We start from the raw sequence: 19518 nt of genomic DNA on the forward strand, positions 1-19518 counted from the left end.
AACCGCCGAAAGCGCCACGCACCAGCGAACCCTCCTGCCAGGCCACCCCGGCGCACAGCGCACCCCGCCTGCCGAACCGCCGGAGGCATCACGCGTCGGCTCGCCCGAAGAGTCGTGCCAGTACGAGCTGCGCCGCGCCCTCCGCCACCTCGCCGGAGGCGGTGCGTACCGGGACCGGGGGCTCGCCCACGCGCCGGGCGCGTTCGTCGAGGACGACGCGTACGCCTCGTACGAAAGGTTCCGGCGCGGTGGTGACGGTGCGGCCGCCGAGCAGGACGAGGTCGATGTCGAGCAGGGCGACGAGGTTGCCGGCGCCGGTGCCGAGGACGCGAGCCGCCTCCGCGAGGTCGCCGCGCGCCACCGCGGCCAGGCACAGCGCCTCGACGCAGCCACGGTTGCCGCAGCCGCACAGCGGCCCGTCCAGCTGGACGACCTGATGCCCGAACTCCCCCGCGCCGGTGCGGGCGCCCCGATGCACGGCACCGCCGATGACGAGCCCGGCCCCGAGCCCCGTACCGAGATGCAGGTAGGCGAAGGACCCGCGCTCCCCGCCGACGGCGAGTCCGAGCGCGGCGGCGTTCGTGTCCTTGTCGACAGCCACCGGCATCCCGAGCCGCCGCGCGAGCGCGTCCCGCAGGGGGAACCCGTCCCACTCCGGGAAGCCTGTGACGCGGTGCAGGATTCCGCTGGTGTGGTCGAGGGGGCCGGGGAGGGCCGCCCCCACGCCCAGTACGGACCCACCACCCCCGACCAGTGCCTCCGCCTCCCTCGCCACGGCACCCAGCACCGCCTCGGTCCCCGCCCCCAGATCCAGCGAGGCGCGCCGCTCCCCCACCACGGCCCCGGTCAGGTCGACCAGCACCGCCCGGAGTTCGTCGCGGTCCAGGTGCAGTCCGACCGCGTGGCCCGCTTCCGGCACCAGGCGCAGTACGGTCGCCGGCTTGCCGCCGGTGGAGGCTCGGCGGCCCGCGTCGGCCACCAGACCGTCGTCCCGCAGACGGGCCGTGATCTTGCTGACGGCCTGCGGGGTCAGCCCGGTGCGCTCGGCGAGTTCGAGCCGGCTGATGCCGTCGGCGCCGGCCGTGCGCAGCAGGTCCAGTACGAGCGCGGCATTGTGACTGCGCAGGGCGAACAGATTCACGCCCCCGCGCCTGACCTCACCCGTACGCCTGACCTCGCCCCCATGCCCGACCTCACCCCCGCGCCGAGCTTCTCCACCCGCGCGCAGACCACCGCCCGCCGCGCCGACCACGTCCGCACCTCCACTCACCGCACCTCCACTCACCACACCGCCACCGCCACCGCCCGCGTCACCCGCACCGCTCCTCGCCGCGTCCACACCCCATTCTCCCCCGCGCTTGCACTTTGGCAACAGCGTTGCGAAAGTGGAGGGCATGACTGCTACCGCTACTCCTCTCCGCGTGGGCCTGATCGGCTACGGTCTCGCGGGCTCCGTCTTCCACGCCCCGCTGATCGCCGCCACCGAGGGCCTCACGCTCGACACGGTGGTCACCTCGAACCCGGAGCGGCAGAAGCAGGCCCGCGACGAGTTCCCGGACGTCGGCATCGCGGCCACGCCCGACGAGCTGTTCGCCCGCGCCGCGGAGCTGGACCTGGTCGTGATCGCGTCGCCGAACAAGACGCACGTCCCGCTCGCGACCGCCGCCCTCGACGCCGGCCTCCCGGTCGTCGTCGACAAGCCGGTCGCCGGCACGGCCGCCGAGGCACGCGAGCTGGCGGCCCGGGCCGAGGCGCGCGGCCTGCTGCTCTCCGTGTTCCAGAACCGCCGCTGGGACAACGACTTCCGCACCCTCCAGGCGCTGCTCGCCGAGGGCGAGTTGGGCGACCCCTGGCGCTTCGAGTCGCGGTTCGAGCGCTGGCGCCCGCAGCTGAAGGGCGGCTGGCGCGAGTCCGGCGACCCGGCAGAGATCGGAGGTCTGCTCTACGACCTCGGCAGTCACGTCGTCGACCAGGCACTCGTCCTCTTCGGCCCGGTCACGCGGGTCTACGCCGAGTCGGACATCCGGCGCGACGGCGCGCAGACCGACGACGACACGTTCATCGCTCTGACCCATGCGAACGGCGTCCGCTCCCACCTCTACGCCTCCGCGACCACCGCCCAACTCGGCCCGCGCTTCCGGGTCCTGGGCTCGAAGGCCGGTTACGTGAAGTACGGCCTCGACCCGCAGGAGGCAGCCCTGCGCGAGGGCGGGCGCCCCGACACCACCGCCGACTGGGGCACCGAGCCCGAGGAGCTGTGGGGCCGGCTCGGTTCCGGCGAGTCCCCGCTGACCGGCGGCGGCACCCCCGTACCGACCCTTCCCGGCGACTACTCCGCGTACTATGCGGCCGTGGCCAGGGCCCTTACCGACGGCGGCGCCAATCCGGTGACGGCGTCGGAGGCGGCGGCCGCCCTCGACGTACTGGAGGCGGCTCGGCGTTCGGCCCGCGACGGAGTGGCGGTGACGCTGTGACGCACAACACCGGGATCACGCCGAAGTTCCAGCCGGAGCTCACCCCGCCGCTGGAGGAACTGGAGGCGCAGGAGCGCCACTTGGTCTTCAGCCGGTTCACCTTCGAGGACGCGTGGGCGCTCGGCTCGCTCCTGGTCGACCTGGCCAGGGAGCGGCAGGCGCCGGTCGCGATCGACATCCACCGCGGTGGTCAGCAGCTCTTCCACGCGGCGCTGCCGGGCTCGACGCCGGACAACGACGCCTGGATCGCCCGCAAGCGCCGGGTCGTCGAGCGCTATGGCAGCGCCTCCTACCTGGTCGGCGCGCGGTTCCGTGCCAAGGGCACGACGTTCGAGGACTCCTCCCGTCTGGACCCGGACGAGTACGCGGCCCACGGCGGCTCCTTCCCGATCACCGTCGACGGCGTGGGTGTCGTCGGCTCGGTGACGGTGAGCGGACTGCCCCAGCTGGAGGACCACCGGATGGTGGTGGAGGCGCTGGAGGAGTACCTCAAGCGCTGACGCCCGGTTCGGGCCGGTACCTCTCTCGGGCTGACACTTCGTTAGGTCCGGGGATTATCGAGGGTCCCCCTCCGGTTGGGACCGCCGTAGAGCACACCGACCGGAGGGACCGCGACCATGACCGACTTGTTGAAGGACCGCGTCGGCCGCTACGGCATCTGGAGCATCGGCCTGCGCGCTGAGGAGCCCGGCCGACGGGCCGAACTCGCCGAGGCCGTCTCCGAGTTGGAGCAGCTGGGCTACGGCGCCGTCTGGCTCGGCAGCAACAGCACCGCCCGTAACGCCCGGCCGCTGATCGAGGCCACCTCGAAGATCACCGTCGGTACCAGCATCCAGAGCATCTGGCAGGCCGAAGCGGCGTCGGCAGCCGCGGAGTTCACGGACGTGGAGGCGGCCCACCCCGGACGCTTCGTCCTGGGCCTCGGCGTCAGCCACGCCCGTCTCTCGGACCGCTACCGCCGCCCGCTGGCCGCGCTGAACGCCTACCTCGACACCCTGGACGCGGCCGGCGTCCCCGCCGACCGCCGTCTCATCGCCGCCCTCGGCCCCAAGTCCCTCGAACTGACCCGCGATCGCGCGGCCGGCTCGGTCCCGTACCTCGTCACGACCGAGCACACGGCCCACGCCCGCGAGATCCTGGGGCAATCTCCGCTGCTGGCGCCGGAGTTGAAGGTCGTCCTGGAGTCGGACCCGGCCCGGGCCCGTACCCTCGCCCGCGGCAGCCTGGCCCCCTACCTCGGGCTCCCCAACTACACGAACAACTTCCTCCGCCACGGTTTCACGGAGGCCGACTTCACGGACGGCGGCAGCGACCGCTTGGTGGACGCGGTGTTCGCATGGGGCGACGACGACACGATCCGGGCCCGCGTCGACGCCTACCTCGACGCAGGCGCCGACCACGTGGCACTCCAGGTGGTGGACGGCAACGCGCGCCAGACTCTCCCGAGGGAGGCGTGGCGCAGGCTGGCGGCCCTATTGACCTGAGGAACCCGCCCTCCGCGGACCGTCGTCAGGCATCTTTGAACTCCTGCCTCTGCCTGCCCAGACCGGCGATCTCCAGCTCCACCACATCCCCCGCCCGCAGATACGGCTTGGGCTCGGGCTGCCCAAGAGCCACCCCTGCCGGCGTCCCCGTGTTGATGACATCCCCGGGATACAGCGTCATGAACTGACTGACGTACCGCACGACTTCGCCCACCGGAAAGATCTGCTCGGCCGTGGTCCCGTCCTGCTTCAGCTCCCCGTTGACCCACAGCTTCAGGGACAGGTCCTGCGGGTCGGGCACCTCGTCCGCCGTCACGAGCCACGGCCCGAGCGGGTTGAACGTCTCGCAGTTCTTCCCTTTGTCCCAGGTCCCGCCCCGCTCGATCTGGAACTCCCGCTCGGACACGTCATGCGCCACCGCGTACCCGGCGACATGCGCGAGCCCGTCCTCGGCGGAGTCCAGATACCGGGCCGTACGCCCGATGACGACCGCCAGTTCGACCTCCCAGTCGGTCTTCACCGAGCCGCGCGGCACGAGCACGGTGTCGTTGGGCCCGATCACCGTGTCCGCCGCCTTGAAGAAGATCACGGGCTCGGCGGGCGGCTGGGCCCCGGTCTCGCGGGCGTGGTCGTGGTAGTTCAGCCCGATGCACACGACCTTGCCGATCCGCGCGAGCGGCGGCCCGACCCGCAGCCCCGCCGCGTCCAGCGCGGGCAGCTCGCCCCCCTCGGCGGCGGCCCGAATCCGGCCGAGCGCCGCGCCGTCGGCGAGCACCGCCCCGTCAAGGTCGGCCACGACCCCCGAGAGATCCCGCAGGACCCCCTCGGCGTCGAGCAGCGCGGGCTTCTCCGCTCCCGCCGTACCGACTCGCAGCAGCTTCATCGTCACCATCTCCCTCGATCGCGTGCGGTCGACCGATGGGTGCAGCCATCGGAGGACTGGTCGATCCTCCAAGCTCAGGGTGCGGTATGCAATACCCGGTTCACGTACTGGACCGCGACCACCCCCGGCCGATGGCCTTCTCCGACCGACGACCCACCCGGCTGACGGTCCGCCGGTCTACCGGGTGGGCACGGGATCCGTCTCGATCGGCTCCAGCAGTCTCTTCGGCTTGAGGAGGGCGCGGCCGACCGGATCCGTCGGGTTCGGGTCGAGGTCGGCGCCCGGCACCATGACGACGTCCGCAACCGGTACGACGCCTCCGCAGGCGGGGCATTCGCCGTACGGTCCGAGTTCGGTGCCGCAGTCGGCGTGCTCGAAGCGGCGCAGTTGGGTCTCGCTGAAGTGCTCGCGGCCCCAGCGGCCCAGGGAGCGGACGGTCGGCCACAGGGCGATGCCGCGGTCGGTGATGACGTACTCGTCGCGCGGCGGCGACTGCTGGTAGCGCCGCTTCTCCAGGAGCCCCTCCGCCGTCAGCATCTGGAGGCGGGCGGCGAGGACCGCGCGCGGAATGCCGAGGTGGGTGAGGAAGTCGTTGTAGCGCCGGACGCCGTAGAGGGCGTCGCGGATCACGAGGAGTGTCCAGCGCTCGCCGATGACCTCAAGGGCTCGGGCGATGGAGCACTCCTGGGTCGCGTAGTCCTTGCCCAGTGCCATGGCGTCCACTGTAGCGACTTTCCGACGTCTTGGTTCGGTGAATGAACCGACGATGCTACGGTGCTCGACATGACTAGGTTCAATGAGCGAACCCTCGCGGGGGCGGGTGCGCCGACCGTCCCGACGCCGGCCCCCGCCGAGGCGCCTCCGCATCCCCGGGCCACCCTCGCGCTGACCAGCGCGGCGACGGCCATGACCCTGATGACGTACACCGCGCCGATGATCACGCTCCCGGACACGGCGGCCGACCTGCACACCGCCGTCTCCGCGCAGGCCTGGCTCATCAACGGCACCCCGCTCGGCCTGGCCGCCCTCCTCCTGGTCGCCGGCAGCCTCGCCGACGACTACGGCCGCCGCCGGATCTTCCTGGCCGGCACGCTGACGCTGGGCATCACGACGGCGCTGGGCGCGCTGGCCTCCTCCACCTGGCTGTTCACGCTGGCCCGCATCGCGCAGGGCGGGGCGAGCGCGGCCATCCTGGCGAGCAGCCTGGGCCTGCTGGTGCACGCCTTCCCCACCGCGCAGGGCCGCCTGTACGCGACGGGCGTGTGGGGAGCGTTCGTGAGCGGCGGCATCGCGGTGGGCCCGGTGGTCTCGGGCGCCATAGGCAACTGGCGGCTCTCGTACGTCGTCCTCGGCGCGGCGACCCTCCTGGTGGCGGCCCTCGCGACCCGCCCGCTCGCGGAGTCCCGGTCACCGCGAGGCGGCCGCCCGGACATCCTGGGCGCCCTGACCTTCGGCCTGGCCCTGGTGGCACTGGTCGCGGCGCTGACGCTTGGCAGGGACGGCTGGCTACGGATACAGGTGGGCCTGCCCCTCCTCGCGGCGGTGGCGCTACTGGCCCTCTTCGCCTGGCTGGAAACCCGAACGGCCACCCCCATGATCGACCTGTCCCTCCTGCGTCACCGCCGCTTCCTGTCGTCCTCCGCGGGCGGGTTCTTCACGGGCCTGGCGGTGATCGGCCTGTTCAGCTTCCTGCCGACCGTCTTCCAACAGGCGCTGCACCTCTCGCCGATGGACACCGCATGGCTGTTCCTGCTCTGGTCCGGCCTGTCCTTCGCCGTCGCCCTCCAGGCCAAGCGCCTGGCGGGCCGCGTCCCCCCGCGCCCCCAACTGGCCCTGGGCTTCGCCCTCCACGCGGCCGGCGTCCTGGCCATGCTCGGCGCGATCGACTCCGGCACCTGGCAACGCCTCATCCCCGGCCTCCTCCTCAGCGGCATCGGCAGCGGCCTCCTCAACGCGGCGCTCCCCCTGCTGGCGGTCGAGTCGGTCCCGGCGGCCCGCGCGGCGATGGGCTCGGGCGCGCAACAGACCCTTCGCTACATCGGCTCCTGCGCCGGAGTCGCACTGACCATCGCGCTCGTCACGTCCTCGGGCGGGGGACTGGGACACGGCGCGAACGTGGCGATGGTGGTGTCGGCGGTGCTGTCGGTGGGGGCGGCGGGAGCAGTGCTGGTCCTGCGGGAACGCGCGTAAGGAAGTCAACTGCCGCCCGCCGACGCGTACTAAGACCTCGGCCGCATCGACACCAACTTCCCCCACACCACCAGCCGGTACCGGGACGTGTACTCCGGCGTGCAGGTGGTGAGGGTGATGTAGTAGCCGGGCTCGGAGTACCCGTACCCGGTCTTCACGACGGAGCGCGGGACGGCTCGTACGACTCCGGAGTCCCGCGCCGAGGTCTGCCGCAGCGTCTTGTCCACGACGTACGTGTACGTCGCCCCGGCCGTCTCCACCTTCACCACGTCCTTGGCCCGCAGCCGGTTGATGTACCGGAAGGGCTCGCCGTGGGTGTTGCGGTGCCCGGCGACGGCGAAGTTGCCTGCCTGGCCCGGTTGTTGGGTGCCGGGGTAGTGGCCGACGTAACCCTTGTTGAGGACGTCCCGCTTGCTGACGCCCTCGGCCACGGGGACGCGGAGGCCGAGGCGGGGGATGGTGAGGACGGCGTAGGCCTGGGACCAACCGGGCGTGGACCGGGCGGTGTCGGCGGTACGGGGATCAGGACCGTCGGCGCCGCCGGCACCGGCCCGGCCGCTCGGCGACATGGACGAGGCGGACGTATCGCCGGAGCCGTCCCCGGCCCCCGAGCCGCCCCCGTCTCCCCACTCCCGTTCCAGCGCCTCCACCTTGCGTTCGGCCCCGCGCCTGGCCTCCCGGTTCGTCCACCACAGTTGGTGCACGACGAGAAGGAGCAGCACCAGCCCTACGGTGACGAGGACTTCGCCCCCGCCCCACCACACCCGTCGGAGCCGCGTACTCCGCCGCCGGCTGCTGTGCTGCACCACGGGAACGCGCATCCGGACGCACACCTCCTCGACGGGGCCGCCCGCACGATAGGCGCCGCCCGACCAAGCCACCAGACACAAGGGCCGTTCGACACTTCGTACATAGGTTTTAGAAAGGGCTGTCGCAACTCTCGACAACCCCGCACGGCACACCCGATGCTTCGACGTGGCATGAACGGGACAGCCCGTCGAGCGAACCGGAGAAGCCGCAATGATCCGACGCAGAACCCTGCTGGCCGCAGCCGGCGGCGGCATCCTGGGCAGCGCCCTCGCGACCGGTACCGCCCACGCGGACGCGACCGTCGCAGTCAACCCCGGGACCTCGTACGGGACTTGGGAGGGCTGGGGCACCTCCCTGGCCTGGTGGGCCAATGTCTTCGGCGCGCGGGACGACTTCGCCGACATCTTCTTCACCACCAAGTCGACGACGTACAACGGCACTTCGCTCCCCGGCCTGGGCCTGAACATCGCCCGTTACAACCTGGGCGCGTGCAGCTGGAACTCGGTGAACGGCGAGTCGATGGTCGCTTCCCCGAACATCCCCGCGTTCAAGCAGATCGAGGGTTTCTGGCAGGACTGGAACAACGAGGACCCCACCTCCTCGGCCTGGGACTGGACGGCGGACGCGGCCCAGCGCGCGATGCTGGTGAAGGCGACCGCGCGCGGTGCGACCAGCGAGCTGTTCGCCAACTCCCCCATGTGGTGGATGTGTTCCAACCACAACCCGTCCGGCGCGGCCGGCGGCGGCAACAACCTCCAGACCTGGAACTACCGCCAGCACGCCTCCCACCTCGCCGCGGTCGCCCTCTACGCCAAGAACAACTGGGGCGTGAACTTCGCGACGGTCGACGCCTTCAACGAGCCCTCGTCGTCCTGGTGGACGGCGACCGGCACGCAGGAGGGCTGCCACATGGACGCGACGGTCCAGTCCGCCGTACTGCCGTACCTGCGAAGCGAGTTGAACGCCCGCGGCCTCACCGCCACGAAGATCTCGGCGTCCGACGAGACGAGTTACGACCTCGCCCGCACCACCTGGAACTCCTTCAGCTCCACGACGAAGGGGTATGTGAACCGGGTCAACGTCCACGGCTACCAAGGCTCGGGCGGCCGTAGGGACTTGCTCTACACGGACGTCGTGACGACGGCCGGCAAGGCGCTGTGGAACTCGGAGACCGGCGACAACGACGGCACCGGCTACACCATGGCCTTCAACCTCCTCTACGACTTCCGCTGGCTCCACCCCACCGCCTGGGTGTACTGGCAGGTCATGGACCCGTCCTCGAACTGGGCGATGATCGCGTACGACGCGAACACGCTGGCGGCGGGCGCGGTGACGACGAAGTACTACGTCATGGCCCAGTTCAGCCGCCATCTGCGCCCCGGTATGCGGATCCTCGACACGGGTGTGAGCTACGCGACGGCCGCCTACGACTCCACGGCCAAGCGCCTGGTGATCGTCGCCCTGAACACCGCCACCACCGCCCAGACCCTCACCTTCAACCTCGCCAACTTCACTTCGGTGACCGGTGGTTCGGGCGGCTTGGTGCCGCGCTGGAACACGGTGACCACGGGCGGGGACCAGTACAAGGCGTACTCGGACACGTATGTGAGCGGGAAGACGGTGGCGGTGCCGTTCGCGGCGAAGGCGGTGCAGACGTTGCAGATCGACGGGGTGACGCTCTGATCGCCGGTGCTCAGCGACCGTGGGGAGGGCCGTCCAGCCGGACGGTCATCTCCACGGTCACGTCGTCCCCGGCGGCGATCCCCTGCGGCGTGCGCACCGCGTTCTTCAACGGCAGCAGATACCCGCCGTCCTTCGGAAGGAGGGACGTACCGAAGACGACCTCCCCGATCCGCGCCTCCACCGGAATCACCCCCCACCCGTAGGTGGCCATGGCGGCCACCTCCCGAATGTCCTCGGACTCCTGGTCCGGCACGGGGACGAAGTAGTACGGCGCGGGCCCACGCCACTCGATCACCTGCCCGGAGAAGACAAGACGCATGGCGCCAGTCTCCCCCGCCGGCCCCCGGGCCCTCTCGCCTCCCCTTCTCCATCGGTGCTGGCCTGCGGATATCTCTCCTTTGTCACCCGTCGGCAGTACGGTGTCCCCCATGCGCCCCGACACGCCTGCCGAGAACGTCGACCACACCGCCGAAGCGGCACGCCTGGAGCGGACCGCCGGCCGGTATCCCGAGGACGCCGAGGCCCTGCTCCTGCAGGCCGCGGCCCACCTGGAACTGTCCGGCGACCGCCCCGCCGCGACCGCGCTCTACGACCGCCTGCTGTCCTCCTCCGTCTCCCTGGACAACCCCCACCTGGTACGGGCCCTCAAGGCCTCGAACCTGTGGGAGTACGGCCATGAGGCCGAGGCCCGCGCGATCATCGACGGCGTCCGCGGGGCGTCCCCGCGCGACCCGGCCGCCTGGGTGATCGTGGCCGAGGCCCTGGAGTCGCACGACGAGCTGGAGGCGGCCCAGGAGACGTTCTCGGAGGGCGCCCGCCTGCTCCTCGCGGACGTGGCGGAACCCCCGTACTCCACCCACCCCCTCCTCTTCGGCCGCCACCGCGTCCGCCGGATGCTGGGCGTGGCCCACGACGAGTGGGACATGTTGGCCGACACCCTGCACTCCTCCCCCGTCTCCCTGGACGAACTCCACGACCCCAAGCGCGTCTGGTCCCTGGGCTCGGACAACCCCGCGGAACTGGAGGCCGAGATCTCCCGCCTCCGCGCGGAACTGGGCACGTACCGCGAGGCCCTCTCCCGCCCGTTCCCGGTGGCGGTCCTGCACTGGCCGACAACGGAACTGGCGGAACTGATCTCGGACTACCCGACGCTGTCCGCCGAATACCCGTCCCACGAGGCGCACTTGGCGACGATAGAGGCGTCACTGAGGGAACTGGCAGCGTCGGGCACCCCGAACCTCGGAATCGTGACGGGCACGGTCCCGTCGTACGAGGCCTTCGCGGCGTCGGAGGGGTCGTCGCCGGCGGACCCGGATCTGCTGCCGCAGTATGCGACGACGTTGGCTGCGCGGGGGCGGGCTGTGGCTTGGCCGCCGCAGCGGGGGGGTGTTTGTTGGTGTGGGTCGGGGCGGGGGTATGGGGAGTGTCACGGGGTGTGAGGGCCAATCGAAGTGTCGGAGCAACGCACACCTGCCGCCCGGCAGTTGGCACTCCGATTCCTCGGGATGTGGAACCCGAGTGGCTCTCAGATTGCCGGTGAAGTCCTCCACCCGGACAGTGCTGAACGGTGCCGGGGGCACCAGCTCCCACCAGGACGTGCGTTTCGACTTCAGCGCGGTAATGAGCGATAAGGAGCTGCTGACCGCAGCTGCCGTGTTGAGCCAGGGGGTTAGCTCGGCAGCGATGGTGAGCGGGCTGCTCTGGTTGGTCGATGTTCGGGATGAAGAGACGGCTTGATCACGGATATGTACTTACCGTCGCGACGAATGGGGAGCAATCTGCTCTTCGAGACACACGGGCCAAACATTGATAGAGAGCGAACCAAGCAAACCTTGACCGTCACAGGAAGCCCATTCTCGATAGACTTGTGGACCACCGTAAAAATAGCGGAACGCTCATGGAACGTATTTATAGATGCATTGAAACAAGGTCAGCTGTGAGCCACGAAGGCATAATTCACCCCATCTAAGTATTTCTCCACGACCCACGATTCACTGAGTGGCAAAGTCTGCCATATCGAGCAGATCAAATACCCAGGATTCAAATAGTCTGATTCCTCCCGCAACAGGCGCATCTAGCAGCTGAAGGACATTCGACGCCTTGTGAGTTGACATCAAAGGAGACATTCTTGCAGCTGCACTCTTTCCTCGATGCGCGATATAATTGCGAACAGATTGCACTTCCTGCGGAGGAGAAGCGTTTCCCTGCACTCCAGCGCTAGGTGACACTGTGCTATGAATCGTCGAAACACCGATGGCGGCCGCTATAGTTGATCTGTTTGGAACATCTAATACAGAGGCCGCATCAATAGTAGCCGCAGGGATGAACCACGTAGGCTCACCGAACGACTTCGAAGAAATCGCCGAAAGGTTCGCATTCAAAAATCGCAGCGCCTCACTCTGGTTCCTACCTATCGATGGACGAAGCACTCGACCTGAGCGGGTTTCGAATTGATGATAGGAACTTCGCAATACCAGGCTCTTACAAAATCGATTCCAGGCATCATGTAGCGCAATTACGGCTCCCTCGCGCGCAACCCTTTGCGCCCTCATCCCGAATTGATGACGCACTCCGCTCGCAGGCAGAGAGAAGGAGGCTAGAATCTCTTCACATTCGACTCTAAAGCCAATATATGGAGCTGAAAGATATAGCACTAATGCTCCATACTGTCTGCAGCTATGGCCTCACAAAATACCTTGAAGCGCTCACGGCGGCTGGCGATCCTTTGAGTTGAGGACTTCGATGCCGCATAGAACCTCTCGTAGCTCCTGGGCGGCTCCTCAGCCTTGAGAACTTCATTCAAGAAGGTCAGATTAGCCGTGAATCGATCGATAGAGCCATTCAGACCATCGCCCCGGTCCGGCATATCTTCACCGATATCTCCAACAGGCAGGCCGTACTTCACATGCGCCAGTGCCGCGAAAATCATGAGTGCTTGTGGACGCTTAACGATTGCCTCGTTGGCAAGGCTTGGCACTACGCGATCGAACATAATTGAAAGGAGGCGATCGACCCGCTCCTCGACCAATTCTTGCTCGGGAAAATTGGTCTTTTTCCGTTCATAAAGGCGATTGATCTTGTCTTCTCCGCCGTCCGTCACACCCTGAAGGAGGATTCCATACATCTCCGCCATGAGGGAATAACCGATCATCCGGACTTGGTCACGCTTACCCAGGATTCCCAGATCCCAGAGATCGGTCCATTTGCGAGACTTTTCCTGCACGGACCAACTGAACTCTGTATCAAACTTGGCGTTACGAAGCTCGGCGGCATTTACCGGCACAGCATAGCTGTTAATTCGGGCAAAGACTTCAAGAACATCACTATCAGACGCGTTGATCAATTGTTCAGCAGTGATTTTGTACGCCAGGAACTTATCTTGAATCTCTCCCGGGAGGCTGGCGTAATCTGCCCCACGATAGATCTTCGATCGAATACCGAGCTTAAACTTCCCGGCAGCGAAATCTATAATCGTCCGCAAACGCTGTTGACCATCTACCACTTCACGAAAAATTCGATGCGAAGTGCGGTCGATATGCGTGCGCATCAGCACCTTGGGAATCGGATATCCGTGCAAGATGGTGTCAATCAGGTAAGTGCGCGCCGTCGTTGTCCAGACCGGTCCTCGTTGAAAGCTCGGATTTAGGACGAGCTCCTTCTCATTATTCCATTTAATAAAGTCTGCAACAGGGTAGTGCTCGGGGCTGGACTGGTCCATTAAATTCCTCGCCATGGAAGGGAATCTGATGATTGATCATATCTCCACTGAGGGCGCCCTGTCTGGGACCTCCGGTGGTGGTGCGCGTCGTGACCCGAGTGAACGTAGCCGTCGAGCCGACAAGGTGAACTGTCCCTCAGCATCACCAAGTTGCTCGAACGTAGGCCGACAGTGCCAGTACGTCAACGCCGCTGAACGGCGACCACCTCGCCGCCCTAGGAGAGGTACGTGGCAAGCCTCAGTACGCGACCCTCAACGCATGAGAGGACGGGGCCAGTTGGCAACGGCGGCTAACTATCGAAATTAAGGACATTCAGGGCGGGTTGATCGGTTGATGTCATTGGGTGGGGTGCTGGAAGTCGTATATCCCGGACGCGATCCGGGGCGGGCTAAAGATCGGGACGTACGCAATCGTCATCCGGGGGCAAGTCGTCGACCATCTCCTGGTTTCGAGCGACGTGCCGGACGGGGTCACCACGCGGTGGAACGGCAGCAGGTGCTCTACGACGGTGAGCACCCCGACAACGTCGTCCTCGGCGAACAGGGGTCGTACACGAACGTTAGAGGCTCGGAGGCGATGCGGAGGCAGTTGGTAGAGGCTACTCCGTGAGATCGGCCTCCCTTCGCCCGCTCTCGGCTTCCTCCCCGCCACCGCCGAGGTGGGCATCGTGCCCATGCCACGAAACATGTACGACGGCAGTCGAGCCCACTACGGGCCGGTCTCCAACGGTGTGGACATCACCGATTCCGCTGAACTCGCCCTCCACGACAAGGCCCTCGCCACCATCAGCGGTGCCGCGTCCTACGGCGATGTCGCCGAACTGATCAGCAAGGTGCTGCTTCACTAGTAGGACTCCGTTAGGTCAATCTGGTTCTTGGGTTTGGGCTGGTGGTGGTTGTTCTGGGCAGGGGGCGGTGGCAGGTGGTGCAGGCGCCGGTCCAGCAGTTCAGCAGGTCCTGGATGGTGTCGAGGATCTGGTAGAGGGTGAGTCCGCTGTATCGGCTTTTAGGGCCAGACGCCGTTCGGTGAGGAAGGCGTGGGCGGCGGTGACCAGGGTGACGTGATGGTGCCACCCGGCCCAGGAACGTCCTTCGAAGTGGTCCAGACCGAGGCCGTGCTTGAGTTCCCGGTAGTCGTGCTCGATGCGCCAGCGGATCTTGGCCAGGCGGACCAGTTCGGTGAGCGGGGTGCCGACGGGCAGCCTGGTCAGCCAGTAGCCGGTGGGGCCTTGGGCCTGCTCGGGCCATTCGACCAGCAGCGTGACCGCGGGCAGGACACCGTCCCAGAAGCCGTCCTGTGCGAGGGCTTCGGCCCGGGCCAGGCGGCGGGCCCGGACTCCGGCCGGCCGCACCTGCAGTGCCGCAAAGTGTGAGCGCATCGGCCCGCGGGATCCCTCCCGCCAGGTCACCTCGGTGAAGGTGTGCCGCCCCTGACGGGCCGCCAGCACGGCCACCGGAGACGGCTTGTCGCGGTGACGGGACTGCGGCTTGCGGCCGTTGCCCGTCCATGCCGGGGCGGTGGGCCGCGCGTCGTGCGGGTGGACGGTCATATCCGAACGGATCGCCACGACATAGCCGATGCCCCGGCCGTCCAAGCCGTCGCGGAAGTCGGCGTTCTGCCCGTAGCCGGCATCGGCCACCACCACCGGCGGCGCCATACCCCACCCCGCCAGCTCGTCGAAGATGTCCAGGGCCAGGCGCCACTTCTCCCGGTGCCCGACCTCCCGCGGTATCCCGGTCTTGTGCCGTCGTCTGGCATCGTCCGCCCATTCCCGGGGCACGAACAACCGCCACTGCAACGGACAGGACGCGGTGTCGGAGCCCGCGTGCACGCTCACCGCGACCTGGTAGTTGGCCTGCTTGTCCAGCGCTCCGCAGTACTGCGGAGCGACCGCCACCGACATCTTCCCGTCCTTGGGAAACGACACGTCATCGACAGCCCAGGCGTCCGGGCCGATCTGCGGCACCATCCGCTGTGCGATCCGCCGCCGCACCGGCAACGGATCCCAGGTCGACTGGTTCACGAACTGCTGCATGTTCTGCTCGTTGGCGTCCGCCAGCCGTGAAGCGATGGCCTGGATGGACTTGCGGCGCCCGCTGATCCTTGCGCGGCACCGACGCGAACACGTCAGCCATGAACAACGCCAACGTCGCCCGCATACGGTTCACTTCATGTGCGTCCACTCACCCAAGATGCTTTTGATCAGGCCAAACGGAAAGACCTAACGGAGTCCTACTAGGGCGATGTCTGAGTGCCCTACTCAAGTCAGCGGGTAGCGGAAACGCCCCGCAACCCTCTCGAAGACCTCCAGTGTGATCACCGGAACGAAGACCGAACAATCCCCCACATCCTCAGGAAGATGCCCCCGAACTTCCTCACCACACAAGGAGGTTCCGACGGAGGCGGGGATCGCGCCCACACGATCCGCCAGTTCGACAACGACTTTCTGTACTTCACCGGCCCCCTGGCCTCGGCATGCACTAACCGCGCTAGGAAGTCGCTTCGTTCAGCCGATCCAACAGCCCCAACAACAACCCGAGTTCCTCATCCCCCAGCCCCGCGAAGCACTCCCCCAGCACCCCATCCGCCACCACCTGCCCCGCCTTCAACACCCGCTCTCCCTCCGGCGTCAGATGGTGCTCGATCCGTCGCCCCCGCCCCGGCCGCCGTTCGATCAGCGCCTGCATCGCGAGCCGCGTCGCCAGAGTTCCGAAGGACTGTTCCGTCTGGAAGGTCTCGGCGGACAGTTCGCGAGCCGAGGAACCCGGCGTACGCGCGATCGCGCGCAACGCGTCCCACTGGGCCAGCGTCGTGCCGATCGTCGCCAACGCGCTGTCCAGCGACCGGTGTTGGCGGTACTGGGCTTGCTTGACCGCTCGGCCGACGAGTTGGAGTTGGGAACGGCGGTCGGGCGAGCGGTGAACTTGCAGGTCATCCGGCATGGGCGAAGTTTACCCCAAGACTAAGCTTCCTTATATAAGGATGTTTAGTTAGAGTGGCGGCCATGACCTCACAGCAGCAGACTCAGCGCCTCTACGACGACCTCGACATCACGTTCTCCGCAGCCGGCCCCGCCGACGGCCGCCCCGTCCTCCTCCTGCACGGCGGCGGCGGCCCCTTCACCGTCGCCGGCATCGCCCAGCACCTCGCCGGGAACGGCGCCCGCGTCCTCACCCCCGTACACCCCGGCTGGGACGGCAATCCCCGCCCCGACTGGCTCACCGGCGTCGACGATCTCGCCCTCGCCTACCTCCACCTCCTCCAGGACCTCGACCTGAAGGACGTCCTCGTCATCGGCTCGTCCATGGGTGGCTGGATCGCCGCCGAGATGGCCGTACGGGATGTCGAGCAGGAGCGCCTCAGCGGGGTCGTGCTCATCAACTCCGCCGGTGTGTACGTCGAGGACGAACCGATCGTCGACTTCTTCTCCCTCGATCCGCGTGCCGCCGCGGAACTGTCCTGGCACGATCCCGATCGCTTCTACGTCGATCCCACCACCCTTCCCGTCGAGCAACTCGCCGCCCGGCAAGCCAACATGGCGACCATGCGGGTCCTCGCCGGTGAACCCAACATGCACGACCCGAAGTTGTTGCGCCGGCTCGGTCGGGTGCGACAGCCCGCGCTGGTGGTGTGGGGCGAGAGCGACGGGCTCTTCACCGCCGCTTACGGTGCCGCGTACGCGTCCGCCTTCGGGGACGGTCGATTCGAGCTCGTGCCCAAGGCCGGTCACCTGCCGCAGCTCGAACAGCCTGACGTCACCTTCCGGCTCATCGACGAGCATCTCGATCGGACCGCCTGAGGGGCAGGGCCGGAGGCCGGCTTCCTGGACACCCCGCCCTCATGCACCGCTCGCGCGCGGGTTAGCCTCGGGCCACATCAGTTACAAGGCTCAGGTCGCACGCCTCAGGAGGCACGCATGGCCAAGGTTCCCAGCGCGGTGGTCGCCGCGGGCGGGCTTGTCGGTGGGTACGGGGTGGCACGATGGACGCGGAAGCGGGAGCTCGGTGGGGCCGTGCTGGCCGTCGCCGGGGCCGCGGCCGCGCAGCAGTGGCGGCGGCAGGCCGGTGGGACGGCTGCCGGGGCGCTGACCGGTGCCTACGTCGCCGCCTTCGCCGCGTCGCATCCGCTGGCCAAGAAGGTGGGCGCCTGGCCCGCCGTCTTCGGCGTCGCCGGCGCCGTGGCACTGGCCTCGTGGGCTGTGGCCGACCGCCGGGGGTAGGGCCTCGACGCGCAACGGGACGTAGGACTCCGGGACGTCGGCCGAGACATCCGCGCCATTTTCTCGTTGTCGGCCCCCACCCCCAGACGTCCCCTGCGCATGCACGCCACACCTCACCCCAGCCGTTCCGCCCTCAGGCGTCCCGCCCTCCCCCGCCGCACCCTCCTCAAAGCCACCGGCACCGCAGCCGCGACCGCCTCCCTCGGCATGCCGACCACCTCCACCCCCGCCACCGCAGCCGGCGGCTACGCCCAACTACTGGACCAACCGGGACCTCATGACCGTCGCCGGAGGCCTGCTTCTGATGCGCCGTCGGGACCGGGTCAGGCGGGGCGCTTGCGAATAGGCGTCCCCGAAGTACCCGAAGAAGTACCCGACGTACCCGAACTCCCAGGCGCCGTCGCCCCCTTCACCGCCGCCCCCGCCTTCGCCACCACCGCGGTCAGCGGCGTGGCGATGTCCTCCAGCGACCTCCGTTCCGCGTTCACCGCGAGGAACGCCGCGACGATCCCCGCCGCGCACATCAAACCCGCGCCGATCTGGAACGCGAGGGTCGTGTCGCCGACGACTCCGGATTCGGTGAGGTCGGCGAAGACGAGGGGGCCGGTGATACCACCGGCGGCCGTGCCGATGGCGTAGAAGAAGGCGATGGACATGGCGCGGGTCTCCATCGGGAAGATCTCGGAGACCGTGAGGTAGGCGCTGGAGGCGCCGGCGGAGGCGAAGAACAGGACCGCGCACCAACACGCCGTCAGGGTCGTCGCGTTGAGCGAGCCGCGGTCGAAGAGCCAGGCCGTGCCGAAGAGGAGGAGTCCGGAGAGGATGTACGTCGACGAGATCATCGTCCGGCGGCCCACCGTGTCGAAGAGCTTGCCCAGCAGCAGGGGGCCGAAGAAGTTGCCGACCGCGATCACGGCGAAGTAGTAGCCGGTGTTCCCGGTCGGGACGTCGTAGAACTTCGTCAGGATCGCGCCGAAGCCGAAGGTGATGGCGTTGTAGAGGAACGCCTGGCCGATGAAGAGGGAGAAGCCGAGGACCGAGCGCTTGCGGTAGTCGGAGAAGAGGGTGCGGCCGATCTCCAGGAAGCTGATGCTCTCGCGCTGGTGGATGGTGATCTCGCCCTCGGGGGCGGGGAGTTGTTCGCCCGTCTCCGCCTCCACCCGCTCCTCGATCGAGGAGACGATGCGTTCGGCTTCCTCCTCCTTGCCGTGGATCAGCAGCCATCGTGGGCTCTCGGGCACGTGTCGTCGTACCAGAAGGATCACCAGGGCGAGGACCGCGCCGAGCGCGAAGGTCAGGCGCCAGCCCACGTCGGCCGGGAGGATCGCGGTGTTCAGCGCGACGATGGAGAGGAGTGAGCCGAAGACCGCGCCCACCCAGAAGCTGCCGTTGATGATGAGGTCGACGCGCCCGCGGTGGTAGGCGGGGATCAGTTCGTCGATGGCGGAGTTGATCGCCGCGTACTCGCCGCCGATGCCGAAGCCGGTCAGGAAGCGGAAGGCGAAGAACCACCAGGTCTGGAAGGAGACCGCCGTCAGGGCGGTGGCCGCCAGATAGACGATCAGGGTGATCATGAACAGTTTTTTACGGCCGTAGCGGTCGGTCAGGCGGCCCCAGAACAGGGCGCCGGAGCAGGCACCGGCCACGTACAGCGCGGCGGCGAGACCGGTGACCTCGCCGGAGGTGATCGGCAGACCGCTGCCGGGCTCGGACAGGCGGCCCGCGATGTTGCCGACGACCGTGACCTCCAGGCCGTCGAGGATCCACACCGTGCCGAGGCCGATGACGATCGTCCAGTGCCAGCGCGACCAGGGCAGCCGGTCCAGGCGGGCGGGGATGCTGGTGGTGACGATGCGGCCGTTCTCGGCCTGAGCGGTGGCCATGGGGCTCCCTCCTCGTCGAGCGAACCATCCGTAGGGACTTCCGCCGGGTGCCCCCACCAGCCCGCTTTACGCTCCCCGCGCTCCCCGCGCGCCCGACCCGCCTCCCCTCACCTTGTCCCGCCCGCCCCTTCCTCGCATCCCGCAGGCCTTCTTCCCCGCCTCCCGCGGGCCTT

The 19518-nt window shown here is 68.0% G+C and carries 17 protein-coding genes and 1 pseudogene; 9 read left to right on the plus strand and 9 right to left on the minus strand.

Going from position 1 to position 19518, the window contains the following annotated elements:
• Positions 1-88: 88 nt before the first annotated feature.
• Positions 89-1228 (minus strand): ROK family protein, encoded by a 1140-nt coding sequence (locus ACIQI8_RS16195; RefSeq protein WP_402350498.1) that lies wholly within the window; start codon positions 1226-1228, stop codon positions 89-91.
• A gap of 166 nt (positions 1229-1394) precedes the next feature.
• On the opposite strand from ACIQI8_RS16195, the gene ACIQI8_RS16200 reads away from it, so the two are divergent.
• The 3 genes from ACIQI8_RS16200 (at position 1395) to ACIQI8_RS16210 (ending at position 3958) form a co-directional block, all read left to right on the plus strand.
• Entirely contained in the window at positions 1395-2474 is a 1080-nt protein-coding gene (locus ACIQI8_RS16200) for a Gfo/Idh/MocA family oxidoreductase (RefSeq protein ID WP_402349931.1), read from the plus strand.
• Positions 2471-2974 (plus strand): heme-degrading domain-containing protein, encoded by a 504-nt coding sequence (locus ACIQI8_RS16205; RefSeq protein WP_402349934.1) that lies wholly within the window; start codon positions 2471-2473, stop codon positions 2972-2974. Before ACIQI8_RS16200 ends, ACIQI8_RS16205 begins: the two co-directional genes overlap by 4 nt.
• Before the next feature lie 117 nt (positions 2975-3091).
• Positions 3092-3958 (plus strand): LLM class F420-dependent oxidoreductase, encoded by an 867-nt coding sequence (locus tag ACIQI8_RS16210; RefSeq protein ID WP_402349937.1) that lies wholly within the window; start codon positions 3092-3094, stop codon positions 3956-3958.
• A 25-nt stretch (positions 3959-3983) separates the two neighbouring features.
• Here the strand turns inward: ACIQI8_RS16210 and ACIQI8_RS16215 are convergent, their stop codons facing one another.
• Together ACIQI8_RS16215 and ACIQI8_RS16220 are read right to left on the minus strand one after the other, a co-directional pair.
• Complete coding sequence (locus ACIQI8_RS16215) at positions 3984-4841, minus strand: fumarylacetoacetate hydrolase family protein (RefSeq protein WP_402349940.1); 858 nt, start codon at positions 4839-4841, stop codon at positions 3984-3986.
• Between the two features lie 177 nt (positions 4842-5018).
• The gene (locus tag ACIQI8_RS16220; RefSeq protein ID WP_402349943.1) at positions 5019-5555 is read right to left on the minus strand and encodes a winged helix-turn-helix transcriptional regulator; all 537 of its coding nucleotides are present in this window, start codon (positions 5553-5555) and stop codon (positions 5019-5021) included.
• A 69-nt stretch (positions 5556-5624) separates the two neighbouring features.
• On the opposite strand from ACIQI8_RS16220, the gene ACIQI8_RS16225 reads away from it, so the two are divergent.
• Positions 5625-7031: an MFS transporter gene (locus ACIQI8_RS16225; protein ID WP_402349946.1), complete on the plus strand. Its 1407-nt coding sequence runs from the start codon at positions 5625-5627 to the stop codon at positions 7029-7031.
• A 29-nt stretch (positions 7032-7060) separates the two neighbouring features.
• Here the strand turns inward: ACIQI8_RS16225 and ACIQI8_RS16230 are convergent, their stop codons facing one another.
• Positions 7061-7852: a class E sortase gene (locus tag ACIQI8_RS16230; protein WP_402349949.1), complete on the minus strand. Its 792-nt coding sequence runs from the start codon at positions 7850-7852 to the stop codon at positions 7061-7063.
• A 199-nt stretch (positions 7853-8051) separates the two neighbouring features.
• Between ACIQI8_RS16230 and ACIQI8_RS16235 the strand changes: the two genes are divergently transcribed.
• Positions 8052-9524, plus strand: coding sequence for a beta-1,6-galactanase (locus ACIQI8_RS16235; protein ID WP_402349952.1), 1473 nt, complete (start codon positions 8052-8054; stop codon positions 9522-9524).
• 10 nt (positions 9525-9534) lie between these two features.
• Here the strand turns inward: ACIQI8_RS16235 and ACIQI8_RS16240 are convergent, their stop codons facing one another.
• On the minus strand, positions 9535-9843 hold the full coding sequence (locus ACIQI8_RS16240; RefSeq protein WP_402349955.1) for a DUF1905 domain-containing protein: 309 nt from the start codon (positions 9841-9843) through the stop codon (positions 9535-9537).
• A gap of 109 nt (positions 9844-9952) precedes the next feature.
• On the opposite strand from ACIQI8_RS16240, the gene ACIQI8_RS16245 reads away from it, so the two are divergent.
• Entirely contained in the window at positions 9953-10963 is a 1011-nt protein-coding gene (locus tag ACIQI8_RS16245; protein ID WP_402349958.1) for an SEC-C domain-containing protein, read from the plus strand.
• A 1214-nt stretch (positions 10964-12177) separates the two neighbouring features.
• Here ACIQI8_RS16245 and ACIQI8_RS16250 read toward each other — a convergent pair.
• On the minus strand, positions 12178-13242 hold the full coding sequence (locus ACIQI8_RS16250) for a DUF262 domain-containing protein (RefSeq protein WP_402349961.1): 1065 nt from the start codon (positions 13240-13242) through the stop codon (positions 12178-12180).
• Between the two features lie 668 nt (positions 13243-13910).
• Here ACIQI8_RS16250 and ACIQI8_RS16255 point away from each other — a divergent pair.
• Entirely contained in the window at positions 13911-14090 is a 180-nt protein-coding gene (locus ACIQI8_RS16255) for a hypothetical protein (protein ID WP_402349964.1), read from the plus strand.
• A gap of 99 nt (positions 14091-14189) precedes the next feature.
• Here ACIQI8_RS16255 and ACIQI8_RS16260 read toward each other — a convergent pair.
• Positions 14190-15426, minus strand: a pseudogene (locus ACIQI8_RS16260) (IS701 family transposase).
• Between the two features lie 306 nt (positions 15427-15732).
• The gene (locus tag ACIQI8_RS16265) at positions 15733-16185 is read right to left on the minus strand and encodes a MarR family winged helix-turn-helix transcriptional regulator (protein WP_402349967.1); all 453 of its coding nucleotides are present in this window, start codon (positions 16183-16185) and stop codon (positions 15733-15735) included.
• A gap of 62 nt (positions 16186-16247) precedes the next feature.
• On the opposite strand from ACIQI8_RS16265, the gene ACIQI8_RS16270 reads away from it, so the two are divergent.
• Together ACIQI8_RS16270 and ACIQI8_RS16275 are read left to right on the plus strand one after the other, a co-directional pair.
• Positions 16248-17042: an alpha/beta fold hydrolase gene (locus ACIQI8_RS16270; protein ID WP_402349971.1), complete on the plus strand. Its 795-nt coding sequence runs from the start codon at positions 16248-16250 to the stop codon at positions 17040-17042.
• Between the two features lie 117 nt (positions 17043-17159).
• Entirely contained in the window at positions 17160-17462 is a 303-nt protein-coding gene (locus ACIQI8_RS16275; RefSeq protein ID WP_402349974.1) for a hypothetical protein, read from the plus strand.
• A gap of 323 nt (positions 17463-17785) precedes the next feature.
• Here the strand turns inward: ACIQI8_RS16275 and ACIQI8_RS16280 are convergent, their stop codons facing one another.
• Positions 17786-19345 (minus strand): MFS transporter, encoded by a 1560-nt coding sequence (locus ACIQI8_RS16280; protein WP_402349977.1) that lies wholly within the window; start codon positions 19343-19345, stop codon positions 17786-17788.
• Positions 19346-19518: the final 173 nt, after the last annotated feature.

This window comes from Streptomyces sp. NPDC092369 (genome assembly GCF_044755245.1).
GTDB lineage: Bacteria > Actinomycetota > Actinomycetes > Streptomycetales > Streptomycetaceae > Streptomyces.